The sequence below is a fragment of the Streptococcus macedonicus ACA-DC 198 genome (assembly GCA_000283635.1).
GTDB classification, from domain to species: domain Bacteria; phylum Bacillota; class Bacilli; order Lactobacillales; family Streptococcaceae; genus Streptococcus; species Streptococcus macedonicus.
In genome coordinates, this window is sequence record HE613569.1 from 1,981,720 (window position 1) to 1,999,905 (window position 18,186).

At 37.1% G+C, this 18,186-nt stretch carries 15 protein-coding genes and 2 pseudogenes; 2 read left to right on the forward strand and 15 right to left on the reverse strand.

Annotated elements, in window-relative coordinates; genetic code table 11:
- Positions 1–70: 70 nt before the first annotated feature.
- The 13 genes and pseudogenes from argH to SMA_RS09880 all read right to left on the reverse strand — a co-directional run bounded on the left by argH (position 71) and on the right by SMA_RS09880 (position 14,612).
- On the reverse strand, positions 71–1,465 hold the full coding sequence (argH, locus tag SMA_RS09815; protein WP_014295390.1) for an argininosuccinate lyase: 1,395 nt from the start codon (positions 1,463–1,465) through the stop codon (positions 71–73).
- Positions 1,466–1,918: 453 nt separating this feature from the next.
- Entirely contained in the window at positions 1,919–3,109 is a 1,191-nt protein-coding gene (locus SMA_RS09820) for an argininosuccinate synthase (RefSeq protein ID WP_044563147.1), read from the reverse strand.
- A gap of 222 nt (positions 3,110–3,331) precedes the next feature.
- Positions 3,332–4,498, reverse strand: a complete 1,167-nt coding sequence (locus tag SMA_RS09825) for a CynX/NimT family MFS transporter (RefSeq protein ID WP_014295392.1) — start codon at positions 4,496–4,498, stop codon at positions 3,332–3,334.
- Between the two features lie 175 nt (positions 4,499–4,673).
- Positions 4,674–6,131 (reverse strand): glutamate--tRNA ligase, encoded by a 1,458-nt coding sequence (gltX, locus tag SMA_RS09830; protein ID WP_014295393.1) that lies wholly within the window; start codon positions 6,129–6,131, stop codon positions 4,674–4,676.
- Between the two features lie 185 nt (positions 6,132–6,316).
- Positions 6,317–6,712, reverse strand: a pseudogene (locus SMA_RS09835) (LURP-one-related/scramblase family protein); the annotation flags it as partial.
- 67 nt (positions 6,713–6,779) lie between these two features.
- A complete protein-coding gene (locus SMA_RS09840) occupies positions 6,780–7,460 on the reverse strand; it encodes an IS6 family transposase (RefSeq protein ID WP_014295394.1) in 681 nt (226 codons plus the stop codon).
- 383 nt (positions 7,461–7,843) lie between these two features.
- Positions 7,844–8,794: a magnesium transporter CorA family protein gene (locus SMA_RS09845; protein ID WP_014295395.1), complete on the reverse strand. Its 951-nt coding sequence runs from the start codon at positions 8,792–8,794 to the stop codon at positions 7,844–7,846.
- Between the two features lie 130 nt (positions 8,795–8,924).
- Positions 8,925–9,305 carry a hypothetical protein gene (locus tag SMA_RS09850; RefSeq protein ID WP_014295396.1) on the reverse strand — a complete coding sequence of 127 codons (381 nt, stop codon included), beginning with the start codon at positions 9,303–9,305 and terminating at the stop codon, positions 8,925–8,927.
- 286 nt (positions 9,306–9,591) lie between these two features.
- Positions 9,592–10,086 carry a beta-class carbonic anhydrase gene (locus tag SMA_RS09855; RefSeq protein ID WP_014295398.1) on the reverse strand — a complete coding sequence of 165 codons (495 nt, stop codon included), beginning with the start codon at positions 10,084–10,086 and terminating at the stop codon, positions 9,592–9,594.
- A 125-nt stretch (positions 10,087–10,211) separates the two neighbouring features.
- A complete protein-coding gene (gene radA, locus SMA_RS09860) occupies positions 10,212–11,573 on the reverse strand; it encodes a DNA repair protein RadA (RefSeq protein ID WP_039671282.1) in 1,362 nt (453 codons plus the stop codon).
- A gap of 17 nt (positions 11,574–11,590) precedes the next feature.
- A pseudogene (locus SMA_RS09865) lies at positions 11,591–12,093 on the reverse strand (histidine phosphatase family protein).
- Between the two features lie 30 nt (positions 12,094–12,123).
- Positions 12,124–12,570 (reverse strand): dUTP diphosphatase, encoded by a 447-nt coding sequence (locus SMA_RS09870; protein ID WP_014295400.1) that lies wholly within the window; start codon positions 12,568–12,570, stop codon positions 12,124–12,126.
- Positions 12,571–13,844: 1,274 nt separating this feature from the next.
- Entirely contained in the window at positions 13,845–14,612 is a 768-nt protein-coding gene (locus SMA_RS09880; RefSeq protein WP_014295401.1) for an epoxyqueuosine reductase QueH, read from the reverse strand.
- Positions 14,613–14,806: 194 nt separating this feature from the next.
- On the opposite strand from SMA_RS09880, the gene SMA_RS09885 reads away from it, so the two are divergent.
- Positions 14,807–15,823, forward strand: coding sequence for an NAD(P)H-dependent glycerol-3-phosphate dehydrogenase (locus SMA_RS09885; RefSeq protein ID WP_014295402.1), 1,017 nt, complete (start codon positions 14,807–14,809; stop codon positions 15,821–15,823).
- A gap of 59 nt (positions 15,824–15,882) precedes the next feature.
- A complete protein-coding gene (gene galU / locus SMA_RS09890; RefSeq protein ID WP_014295403.1) occupies positions 15,883–16,797 on the forward strand; it encodes a UTP--glucose-1-phosphate uridylyltransferase GalU in 915 nt (304 codons plus the stop codon).
- A gap of 46 nt (positions 16,798–16,843) precedes the next feature.
- Here galU and SMA_RS09895 read toward each other — a convergent pair whose 3' ends face one another.
- The gene (locus tag SMA_RS09895; RefSeq protein ID WP_014295404.1) at positions 16,844–17,515 is read right to left on the reverse strand and encodes a rhomboid family intramembrane serine protease; all 672 of its coding nucleotides are present in this window, start codon (positions 17,513–17,515) and stop codon (positions 16,844–16,846) included.
- A complete protein-coding gene (locus tag SMA_RS09900) occupies positions 17,512–18,039 on the reverse strand; it encodes a 5-formyltetrahydrofolate cyclo-ligase (RefSeq protein WP_014295405.1) in 528 nt (175 codons plus the stop codon). Before SMA_RS09900 ends, SMA_RS09895 begins: the two co-directional genes overlap by 4 nt.
- Between the last annotated feature and the right edge of the window lie 147 nt (positions 18,040–18,186).

The following is an 18,186-nucleotide window of genomic DNA, read 5'->3' on the forward strand; positions in this document are numbered from 1 at the left end:
CTCTAAGGATTTTGGGCTTAATATCTTTAAATATTTTATTGGAAAATGCTTTAGGAAGTAGAAAAAATTGTTAATGAGTCGCTTTTAGACTGTTTTTGGCTTCTTTAATTTGCCTTTTGACTTGGTCAAATCCAGTCCCACCAAGAGAATGGCGACGCTCAACAGCGGTGTGTGATTTAAGCGTTTCATAAATGTCCTCATCAATCAAATCAGAAATTTCTTGGTAACGTTCAAGCGGCACATCTTGCAAACAATAGCCAGCTTTAGTACATTCTAATACTAATTTACCAACGATTTCATGAGCTTGACGGAATGGAAGCCCTTTGCTTGCGAGATAATCAGCCAATTCAGTTGCATTTGAAAAATCTTTTTCAGTTGATTCAGCCATATGCTCTTTATTGACCGTCATGGTTTTAAGCATACCAGCCAAAATATCAATAGCCACCGTAATGGTTTCAACCGTATCAAACATGCCTTCTTTATCTTCTTGCAAATCTTTATTGTAAGCCAAAGGCAAAGATTTCATAACCGTCAAAAGCCCAAAAAGATTACCGTAAACACGACCAGATTTTCCACGAATCAATTCTGCCATATCAGGATTTTTCTTTTGCGGCATGATTGATGAACCTGTTGAGAACGTATCTGAAAGCGTCACAAACTTAAATTCATTTGAGCACCAGCTGATGATTTCTTCACAAATACGGCTCATATGCATCATCAAAATAGAACTATTTGCCAAAAATTCCAAGATAAAATCACGGTCAGACACTGCATCAAGGGAATTGCTGTAAGGTTTGGCAAAGCCCATAAGCTCCGCTGTCATCTCACGGTCAATTGGAAAAGTTGTTCCAGCAAGAGCAGCCGCACCAAGCGGTGATATATCCGTATGTTTCACATTAAATTCAAAACGTTCACTATCACGCGTAAACATATTATAATACGCCATTAAGTGATGCCCAAATGAAATCGGCTGTGCGTGTTGCAAATGCGTATAACCTGGCATGATAGTATAGACATGCTCATCAGCCAAGTCCACCAACGTTTGACGCAAATTGGCAAGCTTTTCAATCACTTCATCAAGCTTAGCTTTTAAGTACAAGTGCATATCAGTTGCCACTTGGTCATTACGTGAACGTGCCGTATGCAATTTTCCAGCCACAGAACCGATTTTAGCAGTCAAGAGACTTTCCATATTCATGTGAATATCTTCGTTTGACACGTCAAATTCAATTTTTCCACCCTTGTATTCTGCAAGCAATTCTTCAAGACCTTCTTTGATTTGCGCAGCTTCGTCTTTTGCAATAATGCCTGTTTCACCAAGCATGGTCACGTGAGCAATTGAGCCTTTCAAGTCAAATTCTGCCATTTTTTGGTCAAAAGAAATCGATGCTCCAAATTCTTCAACCCATTTTTCAAGACCAGCTTCAAAACGCCCGCCCCATAATTTATGATTTTCTGTTGCCATAACAATGATACAATGAACCACCAAAACACGTGGCGTTCAAAGCCTTTCTCTTTTCTTATTTGTTAATTAATAAATAAGTCCAAGGAGCGACCTAGGACTTATAGGGTGTTGCCTCACGGGGCGTTGGTCTTAAATGATTCTCACAGGATATCATTATTTAAGCTCGATGCCACTCTCTGTTGACATTAACGAGATAGGTAAGTTATAAGAAAAGAGTCTCAGATGGGGCTCCCTGTCCCCTTTTATCTGAAACTTGGTGGAAATTTTCGGTACTAATCATCGTCATCATGGCTTGCCGTACCCTAAGTACTGCCTGTGCCATTCTTCCTTGATTAGGCTTGAAAATTCCTCACCAATTCTTTTTTTACTTATTAATATTTTTATCTACGGCTCACTTCCTTGATTGATATCAAAGTTACGCCTTAGAAACTATTTTATTTATTTTTCTGTTAACTATTTATTGTTTACTTGTGAGTTAACTTGGGTTGGTAGTCCCCAAAGTTTGATGAAGCCTACGGCTGCGTCTTGGTCAAAGCTGTCAGCTGATGTGTAAGTTGCCAAGTTTTCGTCGTAAAGTGAGTTTGGTGATTTACGAGCCACAACTTGAGCATGACCTTTGTAAAGTTTCACTTTAGCAGTACCGTTAACCATTTTTTGTGTTTCTTTGATGTAAGCAATGATAGCTTCTGTCGCAGGGCTAAACCACAAAGCATTGTAGATAAGGTTTGACAATTCATTTTCAAGAATTGGTTTGAAATGAGAAATTTCACGTACCAATGTGATGTCTTCGATTTCTTTGTGAGCTGTCAAAAGTGTGATAGCACCTGGGCATTCGTAAATTTCACGTGATTTGATACCAACCAAACGGTTTTCAACGTGGTCAATACGTCCAACACCGTGTTTACCAGCGGTTGTGTTTAATTTTTGGATAAGGTCTGCCAATTTTAGCTCTTCGCCGTTAAGTGCAATTGGTTTTCCTTGTTTAAATTCAATATCAACAAATTCTGGTGTATCTGGAGCTTCTTCTGGAGAAGTTGTGATACCAAAAGCAGCCTCTGGTGCTTGATTCCATGGATTTTCAAGGACACCACATTCATTAGCACGCCCCCAAAGGTTTTGGTCAACTGAATATGGATTGTCAAGGTCAGCAGGAACTGACACACCGTTTGCTTTAGCGTATTCAATTTCTTCTTCACGAGACCATTTCCATTCACGAACTGGAGCAATAACTTTCAAGTTTGGATCAAGCGCAGCGATTGCCACTTCAAAACGAACTTGGTCATTACCTTTACCAGTACATCCGTGAGCAATAGTAGTCGCACCAGTTTTATGAGCAATTTCAACCAATTTTTTAGAAATGACTGGACGGCTAAGCGCTGATACCAATGGGTATTTTTGTTCGTAGTAAGCGTGAGCTTGAAGTGCTGGAAGCACATATTCCTCAGCAAATTCATCTTTAACGTCAAGGACGTAAGATTCAACCGCACCAACTTTAAGAGCTTTATCATGAATAAAATCAAGGTCTTTACCTTCGCCGACGTCCATACAAACAGCAACAACATCATAATCTTTCATGAGCCAAGTAATGGCAACTGAAGTATCAAGACCACCTGAGTATGCAAGGATAACTTTTTCTTTTGACATAGGAATACTCTCTTTTCTTATTTTTGTGTTTTTATCAACTTTATGTGTATAATTATACATATCAAAAACAATCCTGTCAACACTTTTTTGAATATTTTTTCAAAAAAAGAGAAATTTTTACGGTTTTATAACAAATATACAGTATATATACAGAAAATAAGCAATTTTATGCAAAAACAATCTCCCCAGTATATCTACTGGGGAGATTGTTTTTCTCATTTATTATAATATTTTTTCAAAACGTTCGGTGTAGAACAAAGCTACTGTCATGATAATCGTACAGATGAATAGGCAAAGGACTGCTACTGTCCATGAACCAAAGAGGTCAAAGCTATAACCAAACAGTATTGGTCCAAAGGCTGCTAGAAAGTAACCTCCTGATTGTACCATCCCAGATAATTGAGCGGTTTGGCTTGGCGTATGAGATTTCATTGAGAAAACGACAAGCAGATATGGGAAAAGGGCGCTAACAGCAATTCCGATTAAAACATTAACAAGCAACCAATAGATAAAGTTGCTTGATTGGAATAACAGCATACCAGTTCCGATGATACCACAAGCAGAGACAATCGCTAACATGATTTTACGATTCTTAGCCGATAAATTAGTGGCTAAAGTTGGAATTGTCAATGAAAATGGCAAACTAATCAATGAATAAATAGAAGCCAAAATACCTGCTGCTTCGCTTGATACACCAGCTTGACTTGCCATTGTTGGTAACCAAGTCATTCCTGTGTAAAAAAGAAGAGATTGCAAACCACCAAAAACAAGCAATGCCAGCGCACGCTTATTTTTCCAAAGCGACCCAACGTGTGCTTCTTCATCCTTTTCAGTCACATGATTGTGGAATGTATTTGGAAACCAGACCACCAAAGCAAGCAAAATCAAGAAACTAAGAAGTAAAATCAACCCTTTCCATGATGTCATCTTGACAATTGGCACAGCCACAGATGAAGCGACCGAAGAAGCTAAGCCCATAGCTGTCGTATAAACAGTCGTCAAAAGCCCAATACGCAACGGTTGATTAGCCAAGATAACGCTTGGTAGTAAAACGTTCATCATGGCAATACTAACTCCAATAATCATAGTACCGAGATAAAGACTTGGTAAATTAATCACGCGCATACTTGAGCCGATAAACATGGCAATCAAAACCATGGTGAATAATTTTTCAAGCCCAAATTTATCTGCCAAGCGCGGTGCCAAAGACGAACAAAAAGCAAACATAATCAACGGGATACTCGTTAGAATCCCTAGTGAATTGACCGAAACGCCCAAACCGTCCGCAACATAGCTCAAAACCGTTGGTATCGTTGTAAATGGAATCCGCAAAACAGCTCCCACTAAGATGATACCAGGAACAAAAAAGCTCGAATAATCTTTTTTCATATAAACCTTCTTAACTTAGAAATAAACAAATTCAATACCTATTATAACAAGAACGACACACGTTTAGAATAGATATTATCAAAGAAAACGTTTTTTACAACAAATTTAAAATATTTCTCAAAATTCATTATTTTAAGCAAAAAGCCCAAGGTTTACATCTCGGGCTTTTATTCTATTATTTCAAGCTGTTAAGCATACTTTCGATGTGTTCAATTGATTTTTCACGACCAAGAAGATAGATAGTATCTGGAAGTTCTGGACCGTGCATTTCACCTGAAACAGCGATACGAATTGGCATAAAGAGATTTTTACCTTTGATACCAGTTTCTTTTTGAACAGCTTTGATTTGTCGGAAGATATTTTCTGATTTGAAATCTTCGTCACTCATCGCTTCAAGTTTAGCTTTGAAAGCTTCAAGAACTGTTGGAACGGTTTCACCAGCCATGAATTCTTTTTCAGCATCTGTCAATTCTGGGAAATCTTCGAAGAACAAGTCAGTCAATGGAATGATTTCGTCAACAGATTTCATTTGTGGTTTATAAAGTTCAACCATTTTTTCAGCTTTGTCAGTCAAACGACCAGCTTCTTCCAAGAATGGTTTCGCCATTGCAAAGACTGTATCAAAATCAGCATTCTTGATGTATTCGTTGCTCATCCAGTCCATTTTCTTTTGGTCAAATGCAGCTGGAGATTTACTCAAACGGTGTTCATCAAAGAGTTTGATCAATTCTTCACGTGAGAAGATTTCATCTTCACCACCAGGGTTCCAACCAAGAAGAGCGATAAAGTTGAATACTGCTTCTGGCATGTAACCTTTTTTACGGTAGTCTTCGATGAATTGAAGTGTGTTAGTGTCACGTTTTGACAATTTTTTACCAGTTTCAGAGTTGATAATCAATGTCATGTGACCGAATTCTGGTGCTTCCCAACCAAGTGCTTCGTAAACCATCAATTGTTTTGGTGTGTTTGCGATGTGGTCATCTCCACGGATAACGTGAGAGATTTCCATCAAGTGGTCATCGATAACAACGGCAAAGTTGTATGTTGGGTAACCATCTTTTTTCTGGATAACCCAGTCACCACCGACGTTTCCACCTTCAAATTCGATGTCGCCTTTAACGATATCATGCCATTTGTAGATACCTGATTCATTAACAGCCAAACGAACAGTTGGAACGATTCCTTTTGCTTCACGTTCTGCGATATAAGCAGCTTTTTCGTCTTCTGACATACCAAGGAATTCGTTGATATAACGAGGTGTTTCACCAGCAGCTTCTTGGCGTTCACGTTCTGCAGCTAATTCTTCTTCAGTAACGTATGATTTGTAAGCTTTACCTTCTGCCAACAATTGGTCGATGTATTTTTGGTAAATGTCCAAACGTTCTGATTGGCGATATTTTTCATGAGTTTGTGGGCTTTCGTCCCAATCTATTCCCAACCATTTAAGGTTTTCCAATTGTGAACGTTCACCGTCTTCGACATGACGTTTACGGTCAGTATCTTCGATACGGATAACAAAATCACCACCATAGTGACGAGCATAAAGATAATTAAAGAGCGCAGTACGCGCATTTCCGATGTGTAAAAGTCCTGTTGGACTTGGTGCATAACGCACGCGAATTTTCTTAGGCATTTTCGTCTCCTGTTGAATTTCGATCATTTCTATTATAGCACAATATTTATCCTTGGAACAAAAAAATCAGCTGAAAACAGCTGATTTCCTAGGTATCTTTCAATATTTGATTTCCAGCGAGTTTTGATTTCTCGTTGTTAACCTAAAACGATCTATTTCCAGACCATTACTTTCCAACTCTATAATCAGCTTGAGGCAGAGCTACTTGATGATTCGATTGCTTTGACGTAGTCGATAGCAATCACTAGCGAAATCACTAAATCAGCAAGACTGTCATCGTAAATATCAACATGGTAAGTCGAGGCTATCTTGAACCATTCTTGATGAATACCTGCCACTTCACGCCCTTGGTCAAGCAGACTAAAATTCATATTCCAAATGTCTTCAGCCACTTCCAAACCAAAATCAGAAATATCATATTTAGCTTTGAGCAATGAAAAATGTTGTTGAATCGTAATCTGTTTACCGTCCACAAAAGTTACCGTAAACCGTTGAAAAGGAAAGCTAAAATGATGTTTGATATGACTAACAAACTGCCCTTGACTATCAGAAATCGTGAATTCCTTTAAAAACTTTAAAAATGATCCTTGAACGGGTTCTGTTGCAAAGTTTTAAATAAAGAATAAAATCCCTTACGGTATCTATGATTTAAGATGGGATTCCCAATAATACCTTGATTTCAGTACAGACCGAAAACCCGAAGAGTGTTCCATTTCTTCGGTTCTTTTTGTATATTCCTCGAATGGTCTCCATGCCCTTTATCGTGGTTGAGGCAGTACGAAGACTTCTATAAAATTTATTACGCCGCTTAATTGGCCGATGGTCCTGCTCAATTAAATTGTTGAGATACTTCACTGTTCGATGCTCCGTCTTGGTATATAAACCGTTCCTCTGCAACTTTCTAAATGCAGCTCCAATAGACGGAGCTTTATCCGTGACAATTACTCTAAGTTCACCAAACTGCTTATGTAGTCGTTTCAAGAATGCATAAGCAGCTTGAGTATCCCGCTTCTTTCGTAACCAGATATCTAAAGTCAATCCATCCGCATCAATTGCTCTGTACAGATCATGCCATTTGCCTTTAATTTTGATGTACGTCTCATCCATTTTCCATGAATAAAAGGATTTTTTATTTTTCTTTTTCCAAATTTGATAGAGTAGTTTGCCATATTCTTGCACCCAACGATAAATCGTCGTATGAGAAACGTTAATGCCACGATCATATAAGATTTCTTGAACTTCACGATAGCTAAGGTTATAACGAAGATAGTAGCCCACGGCTACAATAATCACATCCTGCTGAAATTGCTTTCCTTTAAAATGATTCATCGTCATTCCTCCTGCTATCTTTTTCAATTATTCTACCTTATCTGATAGTAGATTTAAAACTTTGCAACAGAACCCGTAAAAATAACCCCTATAATCTTCATCCTAGATCATAAGGGTTGTTTTTATTGGATTTCCTAGGGGTTATTATCTAATTATAGACCCTAAGTTAAGGAATGTACTGATGTTTTCTAGTATAATCCCTAGTTTGATAATATTTATTGTATTTTTCTGTATTTAGTTATTCGATGATATCGAGGCTAATATGTCAGTCTTCCAAGCAGCCATTGGTTGGTATATCAATTTTTATAATCGCAATCGTATCTCAAATGTTGCCTAAGTAAAAGAAATTCTGCTTTAAATCATATTAGGGTATCACAAATACTTTACAAATATGTTTTACGTCGCATCAAAAACCAGGAAATTAGACTTAGTATAGCAGAGATAATCAATACGGCTAAAACACCATAAGAAGACTTTTCAAACGGGACATGGACATTGATTCCCCAAAAGCCAAAAATAATTGCTGGAATAGTCAAAACAATTGATATCTCGGTTAAGGTTTTCATAATCATGTTTAGCTGATACGAAATCATATTGTCTATCATATTTTCCAACTTGTCCAAATATTGGCTGTAACCTAAAATGATTCTATCCATTGTATCACTTGTATCGTATAACTCATCAATTATTTTTTTAGTACTAAAATCAATATCGTCAATAGTTGTGAAATTTTTTTTAATGAAATCAAGCGCTTTATGGTTAGCTTTATAAGTTATTGACAAAGCTATTATGTATTTTTGAAGAGTCAATAAATCACCAAACGCTGGTCTGAGTGAACCGGTCGTTGATATTTCTGAGTCTAATTCATCAATTTTTTCCTTGACTCCACGAAGGTCGTTAAGCATCACATAGAAATCTTTTTGCACGATCTTTAAAAGTACTTCCTCCACGAAATGATTGACATCACGTAAAACCATATTGGATAAGAGTTCGGGAATGAATTTTAATTTTTGTTTTGTAAAAATTATCAACTTATTTTTAAATACCAAGAAAACAATAGATGTCGTCAGGTTATCTAGACGCCCACCTTCATGTACCTTGGGAAACAAAAAACTTACGAGCAAACTTTTTTCATCGTTCTGATCTATCATCGTGTCACATGCAACTTGATCATCAAACGTTAGTATATTGCCTATTTTAAAGTCATATTTATGTTCAAAAGATTCGATATATTCTCGTTCGTCACCATAAACATAAACAACAGAAGAATTTTTGATATTTGATTCTGACGAAACTAATAATGTATCTTTTGTTAAGGAATAAGTTTTCAGCATTGTAATCCTCCTGCTTTATATTTTTCTCAGAAATAAATGCGTAATTGTTGTGGAATAAATACATTATCAGTTTTAAAAACATTTTGTCTTATGTATGATAACCTGCCAAAAATTTTATCTCACACATTATCTAGACAATCTTGTCTCCAGCTTCTAATGTATTATCTAATTTGTAATTATAAACCCTTTTTATTTTTTCATATACTTTTTTGGCTTGTAAAACACCTAAATTTGTATACTCTCTAATCTTTTTGATAACTACTACGTCTTTCTTATTTTCCAAAATCATAGCTTTAATAATCTGTTGTTCTTCATCCGTCATAGACCGAATTTCTGGTTCTGTAAGAACTTCAATTAAGTTATCACTAAAATTAGATGAAACAAGAAAAAGTATTGCTAAAATTAAAAAAATATCATCATCGGTAAAAAAGTAATAAACAATAAAAAATAATGTAACACCATATAATACCCAGTTTAAATATTTATAGTTCAAAAAATTTAAAAACTTCACTTTATCTCTCTTTTCTATTCAAAATATCAAACAAACATTTTTTGTAGAAATCCTTTTTTCTGCTCTTTCAACAAATCTCTTGAACGTGATAGGCAAGTTGACCAGTTTCATCTTTAATATCAAATTTGCCAGCTAATGACCAAAGTTTTTGTTTAATCTCAAAACTTCTCATCTTTGCACCTCGACATCCTTAATCAGTTTGTACCATGCACTTAATACAAAGATTATAGTACTTCCTTACTTCCTTGAAAATCTGTCAACGAAAAGTCTAAATAGCACAACTCATTTATTTGATTTCTCGCATACGTCCTGTATCCACATCATAAACAGCCCCTGAAATCACAACATCATCTGGAATTAAAGGTGAATTTCGCAAAATAGCAATGTCCTCACGCACACTTTCTTCCACATCAGAAAACGGTAAAAAATCTTTATCATGGACATCAACACCCAAATCACGCTCTAACTGCGCTGCAAAAGCTTCATTTGTAAAACTTTGTGCCCCACAATCTGTGTGATGAAGAACTACAATTTCACGTGTCCCCAATTGTTGCTGAGAAATCACCAAAGAACGAATAATATCATCAGTCACACGACCGCCAGCATTTCGCAAAATATGAGCATCACCAAGCGCTAACCCCAAAGCCTGTGCCACATGTAAACGAGAATCCATACAAGTCACAATAGCAACATGCGTTTTGGGCTTCTGTGGCAAATGCTCTGTACCATGTAAATCAGCATAAGCTTGGTTGGTTTTCAAAAAATTTTCAAAATAAGACATCAAAAGTCCTCCTTGACTACGTGACTAATAAAATTTTTCTTATATTCTATCATTTTCCATACCTCTTGTCGCCTAAAATGACTTTAAATGAGGAAATAAAAAAAGCGGAAATACTCTCCCACTTTTTACGCAAAAACTTGTTTGAGGACTTCGCCCACAGTTGTCACACCAATGACTTGAATATTGTCTGGAATATCAATACCTGACAGTGAGTTTTTAGGAGCATAAACTTTGGTAAAACCAAGTTTTGCTGCTTCGTTGATACGTTGCTCAATACGTGTCACACGACGAATTTCGCCTGTCAAACCAATTTCACCGATGAAGGCTTCCTGTGGATTTGTTGGCTTTTCTTTATAGCTTGACGCAATGGCTACCGCTACTGCCAAATCAATCGCTGGCTCATCAAGTTTAACACCACCAGCCGATTTCAAATAAGCATCTTGATTTTGCAATAAAAGTCCACAACGTTTTTCAAGCACCGCCATAATAAGGCTAACACGGTTAAAATCCAGTCCTGTCGTGGTGCGTTTGGCATTTCCAAAGACTGTCGGCGTTACCAAAGCTTGTACTTCCGCCAAAATTGGACGGCTACCTTCCATGGTAACCACGATAGCTGACCCCGTTGCACCATCCAAACGTTCTTCTAAGAAAACTTGGCTCGGATTAAGCACTTCAACAAGACCACCAGATTGCATTTCAAAAATGCCGATTTCGTTAGTTGAACCAAAACGATTTTTCACAGCACGTAAAATACGGAAGGTGTGATGACGTTCCCCTTCAAAATAAAGCACCGTATCCACCATATGCTCAAGCATGCGCGGTCCTGCAAGCTGCCCTTCCTTAGTCACGTGACCAACAATAAAGGTTGCAATATTATTTGTCTTAGCCAGTTGCATCAACTCTGCGGTCACTTCACGTACTTGTGATACCGACCCTTGAACCCCAGAAATATCGGGGCTCATAATTGTCTGAATCGAGTCAATAATCAAGAAATCAGGCTGAATTTGCTCAATCTGTGCGCGAATGGCTTGCATATTCGTTTCAGCATAAAGGTAAAATTCATTGTCAATGTTGCCGAGACGCTCACTACGTAGTTTAATCTGCTCTGCTGATTCTTCCCCAGAAACGTAAAGAACCGTTCCCTTATCTGCAAGTTGAATAGATACCTGCAAAAGAAGAGTTGATTTTCCGATACCTGGGTCACCACCGATAAGCACCAAACTACCTGGCACCACACCGCCACCAAGCACGCGGTTAAATTCATCCATGTCAGTCTTCGTGCGTGAATAATGAATCGAGCTAACATCCTTTAACTTAGTTGGTTTACTCTTTTCACCCGTCAAACTAACACGCGCATTTTTGACTTCTTGCACCTCAACTTCTTCAACAAAAGACGTCCAGGACGAACAATTCGGACAACGACCCAAATATTTCGGAGAATGATAGCCACACTCCTGACAAATAAATGTTGTTTTTTTCTTAGCGATAGCCCATTACCTCCTACTTATAAATCTACTGTTATTATTTCACTATAAGCAATTTCTTTCTGAGAAACAAATTGGCGCATTAGCACACCGTGGGGCACAATAATAACCGTGTCATATCTACGATATTTTTCCAAAGCGGCTAGAAAACGTTGCTTAACTTGTTCTGCTGTCTCATATCGATAACAAGAGTTTTCTTCTAATTTTCCATTATTTTCCCAAAAAATCCGATAAGCTTTTGCAACAGCTTCTCCTGTGTAATTCAAACTATCTAAATCAGGTCGCCACTCATGAAAGAAAGGCTCAACTAAAAGATCCAAGCCAGTTTCACGTGCGATATAAGTTGCTGTTTCAAGTGCACGAGTTATCGAGGATGAGATAATGACATCAGCAGATTGAAATACCTCTTTTTAGCAACCTCTCGTGCTAAATCACGTCCAAAACCACTATATTTTTCAGGGTTCTCACACCTATCTAACATGGAATAGTCGGGTTCAGAATGTCGCACAAATATTACTCTCATAAAAATCTCCTATCAACTCGCAAATATCACTTATTTGCCTGTTGAACCAAAGCCGCCTATACGAACGCCATCTGCTTCGTCACCGTCAGCAGCTAAGAAAGGCATAAAAACACCTTGAACAATGCGTTCGCCAGCTTCGACCACAACAGTCTCATTAGTAATATTTTTCATTTGTGCAAAAATGTGACCTTCATTAGCAGGATTGCCATAATAATCACCGTCAATGACACCTACCGAATTAATCAAAACCAAGCCTTTTTTACGCGGATTTGAAGAACGGTCAAAAAGATAAAGCACCTCACCAGCTTGCATGTAAGCTTTGACACCAGTTGGCACTAATTTAATCTCCCCAGCTGCAATTTCTGTTGTTTCCGCAGCTTTCAAATCATAGCCTGCAGCGTGTGCTGTTTCTCGCTTTGGTAGCAATGTTTCATCAGTAAATTGTGAAACCAATTCAAATCCTCTAATTTTACTCAATTTGTCTCCTTTTCTCTGTATTAAATCATCTTCATAATTATAACATAAAAGCTATTCATCAAAAAACCTTCCTTGCTTGGAAACAAAGAAAGTTTACTTATTACTATTTTTCCTTACACTATTTAATTCCGTAAATGGTAGGGCAAAAAATAGCAGTAATTTCACCAATGGATAAGGAATAATGAATACAAATAACAAGCACAGTCCAGATATGATATTGTCAATGCAGAAAAAATGTCTAGGACGTATTCTGATACGTGGTGCTAAAAGTGCTCCAATCAAATCTGCTCCACGTTGCACAGCAATCACAAAACCTAAATACCCAATAGGAATTTTCTCCTGCAGTAAATATAAAGGAACAAGAGTCAACAGTAAATCCGTACCCCCACTCAAAAAAGCCTCGATGAAAATAATAAGCGAAGCAAATTTTGACTCTCTAAACGCCTCTACCGATTCTAATAGACGAAGTTTTTCTTTCTCATGCTCCTTAGAAGATTGACTTGTCGCCCTAGTGTCAAGTTAACTCGAAACATAAAATAGATAGCTCCTATAAAAAATGGAATACTAAGTTGCAAAAGGACTAGATATGAAATAAAAGCCAACAAAGAGGAAGCTATGAAATTACTAATAATATCTAGCACATTTGACGTTTTGTATTGAATATTAACAGATTTATCAATCAGCTCGCTATCATTATCCAAAGTTTAAGAAGTAATTTTTATTTGCATGGTATTTAATAACGTTGTCAGCAAATTAAAAATGAAATTCAAACTATACATCCAAAGAACAGCAAATTGATAGTTAAGACACAAAATAATTCCCACAATTACAACTAATTGCGATATTTAAAAAATCATTAACCATTTTTTGTCATTCTTTATGCGATTTAAAAAGGACCTTAGAAAATCGAGGTCACATTAGGAAGCAGACCAAGTAAAGTAAATAAAGACAATTTCGCAGCGTCTATTTGATATACCTGTGCCAAACCAATAGAAAGAACAATCAAATAAAAACTATCCGCTATATTTCTCGTTGAACGACTTAAAATTAAATGATAAAAATTACTCGTAAATGTTTTAATTTTCATACCGATTTATTTTCCAATCTCCAAATCTATCTTCCCTCTTCTTAATTATCCCCTATTTTATCACGGTTTAACATAGTTTTTAAATATAAATATATACTTTTATGAAAAATATCATTTTTGCTTTCAAAAAATTTTATTGCCAACAAAAAAGCAGGACTAGCTTGAAACTAATTCTGCTTTTCTTGTATTAAATTTCTTTTCCCTCGAAGGTAAAGCGGATGTGTGGGAATTCTTTTTCACCGTCTTTTCCGACCATAAATTCTTTGGCTTCTTTTTTGATTTGGGTGAAGTCAATGCCCTGCATTTTAGCGGCAAAAACACAGCCACAATAACATTGACGATAGATGTCATATTCATCGCACATTTCTACTGAACGGCGGTAGCCATTATTTTTCTTGAAATCGCTTGGTAAGTACTTGGTTGCATAAACTTTTTGGACTTCGATTCCCACGCTATTAATAACCTGTGAATTTTTGTGCGGACTAATGGTCAAGGCACTGGCAAAATAATCAAAGCCAAGCTCAACAGCCATTTTTGCTGCCTTATCTAAACGGTAATCAAAGCAAACACGGCAACGCTCGCCACCCTCAGGTTCCTCCTCAAAACCATGAACTTTTTGAAAATACTCCGACGGGTCGTAAGGCGCTTCAATAAATTGAACGTTATTGCCTGTTTTTTCATTAAAATCCGATACAAATTTTTGAACGACATAAGCTCTACGGTAATATTCTTCCTTGGGATGAATGTTTGAGTTGGCAAAATAAACCGTCAAATCAGCATATTGCGTTAAATAATCTAAAGTATAAGTTGAACAAGGTGCGCAGCAAACATGGACAAGAATACGTGGTCGAATCTCTTCTTGCATCCACCGTTTTGCCATTTGTTGCATGACACGGTCATAGTTGATTTTTTGATTGGGATTCATTTTGGATAAAATCTCTTCTAAATCAATCAAAACTTATTTCTTCCTTTCCTAGTAACGTCATTTCATTATACCACAAGTTATTTTTCAAAAACATCATCTAAACACCTTGAAATTTCCCCTTATCACAAATAATTCCCCAATTACCTTTCCAATAAAAAAGACAAACAAGGGGCTCTTGTGATATAATGGAAATGAAATCTTGCTCGTTTGAGAGAGGAGAAAAAATGACAAGACAAAAAGTTGCTGTCTTAGGGCCTGGTTCATGGGGAACGGCTCTTGCACAAGTATTAAATGACAACGGACATGATGTTTGTCTTTGGGGAAATATCCCAGATCAAATTGAAGAATTAAATACAAAACACACAAACACTCGCTACTTTAAAGATATTACAATCTCTGAAAATATCAAAGCGACACTCAATTTAAAAGAAGCACTAACAGACGTTGATGCTATTTTATTTGTTGTACCGACCAAGGTAACACGCTTAGTCGCAAAACAAGTAGCTGAAACACTTGACCACAAAGCTGTTATCATGCATGCTTCTAAAGGACTTGAACCTGGCACACACGAACGTCTTTCTACTATTTTAGAAGAAGAAATTCCTGCTGAATTGCGTTCTGAAATCGTTGTTGTCTCTGGACCAAGCCACGCTGAGGAAACAATTGTTCGCGATATTACATTGATTACAGCTGCTTCAAAAGACCACGAAGCTGCTAAATACGTTCAAGAACTCTTTAGCAACAATTATTTCCGACTTTACACTAATACTGATGTTATCGGTGTTGAAACAGCTGGTGCTCTTAAAAATATCATTGCTGTTGGTGCTGGTGCCCTCCACGGTCTTGGATACGGTGATAATGCCAAAGCAGCTGTTATCACACGTGGACTTGCTGAAATCACTCGTCTTGGGGTTAAAATGGGAGCTAATCCACTAACTTATAGCGGACTTTCTGGTGTCGGTGACCTTATCGTGACAGGAACATCTGTTCATTCTCGTAACTGGCGAGCTGGCGACGCACTTGGCCGTGGTGAAAAACTCGAAGACATCGAAAAAAATATGGGTATGGTTATTGAGGGGATTTCAACCACTAAAGTTGCTTATGAACTTGCTAAAGAATTAGATGTTTACATGCCAATCACTAGCGCTATCTACAAAGTCATCTATGAAGGTGGCGACGTCCGTGGAAGTATCTTAGGTATGATGTCAAATGATTTTCGTTCTGAAAATGAATGGCACTAATATTAGAATTGTAGTATAATTTAGTTCAGTATAGTTAATTTATGAAAAGGAGTTCTCATATGAGAAAAGTTAGAAAAGCCGTCATTCCCGCTGCTGGTCTTGGAACACGCTTCTTGCCAGCCACTAAAGCACTCGCTAAAGAGATGCTTCCAATTGTTGATAAACCAACCATTCAATTTATCGTCGAAGAAGCCTTGAAATCAGGTATTGAAGACATTTTGGTTGTTACTGGGAAATCAAAACGTTCAATCGAAGACCACTTCGATTCAAATTTTGAGTTAGAATACAATTTGGAACATAAAGGGAAAACTGACCTTCTCAAACTTGTGAATGATACAACAGCTATTAATCTTCACTTTATCCGTCAAAGCCATCCACGCGGATTGGGAGACGCCGTTTTACAAGCCAAAGCTTTTGTTGGCAACGAACCTTTCGTAGTTATGCTTGGTGACGACCTTATGGACATCAATAAAAATAAAGCTGTACCATTGACAAAACAACTGATCAATGACTACGAAACCACACACGCATCAACTATCGCCGTTATGTCTGTACCACACGAAGAAGTATCATCTTACGGTGTTATTGCTCCTCAAGGCGAAGTTATTGACGGACTTTATAGCGTTGAAACATTTGTTGAAAAACCAGCCCCTGAAGATGCACCAAGTGACCTTGCAATCATCGGTCGTTATCTTCTTACTCCAGAAATCTTCAATATCCTTGAAACACAAGAACCTGGATCTGGTAATGAAATTCAATTGACAGATGCCATTGATACCCTTAATAAAACACAACGTGTTTTTGCACGCCAATTTAACGGTGACCGCTATGATGTCGGTGACAAATTTGGCTTTATGAAAACTTCTATTGACTATGCCCTTCAACACCCTCAAATCAAAGATAGCATGAAACAATATCTTATCGATTTAGGTAAAGAATTAGAAGCTGATTCAAAAAAAGAAGAAACTAAATAAAATACTATAAAACAATCCCTTAGAAAAATTTCTAAGGGATTTATTTTTATCTTAACGCAGCTAAAATCAAAATAAGATTTAAAATAATATACGCACCTGCCGCAAGCCAACGTTGCCAAGATTTAAACATATCTTTTTCTACAAGTGTTGGTAAGAAGATAGCACATAAAATACCACCAACAAGACCGCCAATATGTCCGATAATCCCGACACCTGGGGTGAATAAATTAAAAAGTAAATTAATCAAAATCAACAACTGGTAATTGCGCCCCAATTCTTTCAAAAAAGGATTTCTACCAAAATAGCCAACTACCATAATAGCTGCAAAGACACCAAATAGCGATGTTGAAGCACCTGCCGCAATCACATTTGGCGTAAAGAAAAGGGTAAAGACATTTCCAACCACTCCTGATAACACATAAAGCGCCAAAAATTTATGATGCCCCCAAATCTGCTCTGCAATTTGTCCAACAAAATAAAGTGTTAAGGCATTGAAGAAAAAATGTTCCCAACCGATATGAACAAAAATTGGTGTCACTAAACGCCACAATTGCGTCGGAGCTAGGCTAACATAAGCACCATACATGCCACCAAAATTAAGAATCGCTTGCCAAGAGGTCGCATTACCAAAATACACAATCTGCATTGCTAAAAAAACGAGTGTTGTTAAAACCAATAAAAATATCGTTATTGGACTTCTTTTAATTTCATTTTTCATCTACTAAAAACCTCCTTCACAGCTATATCATGACAATCTGCCTGAAACTCTGCTTTCTGAAACTCATAAATCGTGCTAACGGTATGTCCGTCATAATCAGCTAAATAACGGTCATAGTACCCGCCGCCATATCCGATACGAAAGCCAACTGAATTGAATCCTACGCCCGGAACATGAATGATATCAATTTGCGATTTATCCACAGCATTAGCTACCACTGGCTCCCACAGACCAAACCTCGTTTTCTTCAAATTATTCGTATCGTAAGGGCAAAAAATCATTTTTCCTTTGGAATAAGTCTTGGGAACAAGAATTTTTTTCCCATCTTTTTGGGCTTGATTGATTAACAATTGCGTATCGTATTCAAAATCAAAAGCTAAATACGTTGCGATTGTTTGCGCATTTTGATAAGCTGCCGACGCGACTAAATCTTCTAACAAATCCCTATCTTTAGCGATTTTCTCCACCTTGTCATGCTCTTTTAACTGAGTCAGAATAGCTGCTCTTAACTGTGATTTTTCCATGCTATTATGATAACACAAAACTGGTTTTTTACTTAGTAAAAATCTTAAAATTTATTTTAAGGTTTCTTTAAGGCTTCTCCGATATACTGTAAACATCCTAAATAGCGGTTCTCCCAAACCGCTGGGAATTAGCTCTTTTGGAGTTGT

Excerpts from the sequence above, each read along its gene's own strand:
- argH (WP_014295390.1), bottom strand. The coding sequence starts at position 1,465 with ATGGCAACAGAAAATCATAAATTATGGGGCGGGCGTTTTGAAGCTGGT.
- SMA_RS09820 (WP_044563147.1), bottom strand. The coding sequence starts at position 3,109 with ATGTCAAAAGAAAAAGTTATCCTTGCATACTCAGGTGGTCTTGATACT.
- SMA_RS09825 (WP_014295392.1), bottom strand. The coding sequence starts at position 4,498 with ATGAAAAAAGATTATTCGAGCTTTTTTGTTCCTGGTATCATCTTAGTG.
- gltX (WP_014295393.1), bottom strand. The coding sequence starts at position 6,131 with ATGCCTAAGAAAATTCGCGTGCGTTATGCACCAAGTCCAACAGGACTT.
- SMA_RS09840 (WP_014295394.1), bottom strand. The coding sequence starts at position 7,460 with ATGAATCATTTTAAAGGAAAGCAATTTCAGCAGGATGTGATTATTGTA.
- SMA_RS09845 (WP_014295395.1), bottom strand. The coding sequence starts at position 8,794 with ATGCTGAAAACTTATTCCTTAACAAAAGATACATTATTAGTTTCGTCA.
- SMA_RS09855 (WP_014295398.1), bottom strand. The coding sequence starts at position 10,086 with ATGTCTTATTTTGAAAATTTTTTGAAAACCAACCAAGCTTATGCTGAT.
- SMA_RS09885 (WP_014295402.1), top strand. The coding sequence starts at position 14,807 with ATGACAAGACAAAAAGTTGCTGTCTTAGGGCCTGGTTCATGGGGAACG.
- galU (WP_014295403.1), top strand. The coding sequence starts at position 15,883 with ATGAGAAAAGTTAGAAAAGCCGTCATTCCCGCTGCTGGTCTTGGAACA.
- SMA_RS09895 (WP_014295404.1), bottom strand. The coding sequence starts at position 17,515 with ATGAAAAATGAAATTAAAAGAAGTCCAATAACGATATTTTTATTGGTT.
- SMA_RS09900 (WP_014295405.1), bottom strand. The coding sequence starts at position 18,039 with ATGGAAAAATCACAGTTAAGAGCAGCTATTCTGACTCAGTTAAAAGAG.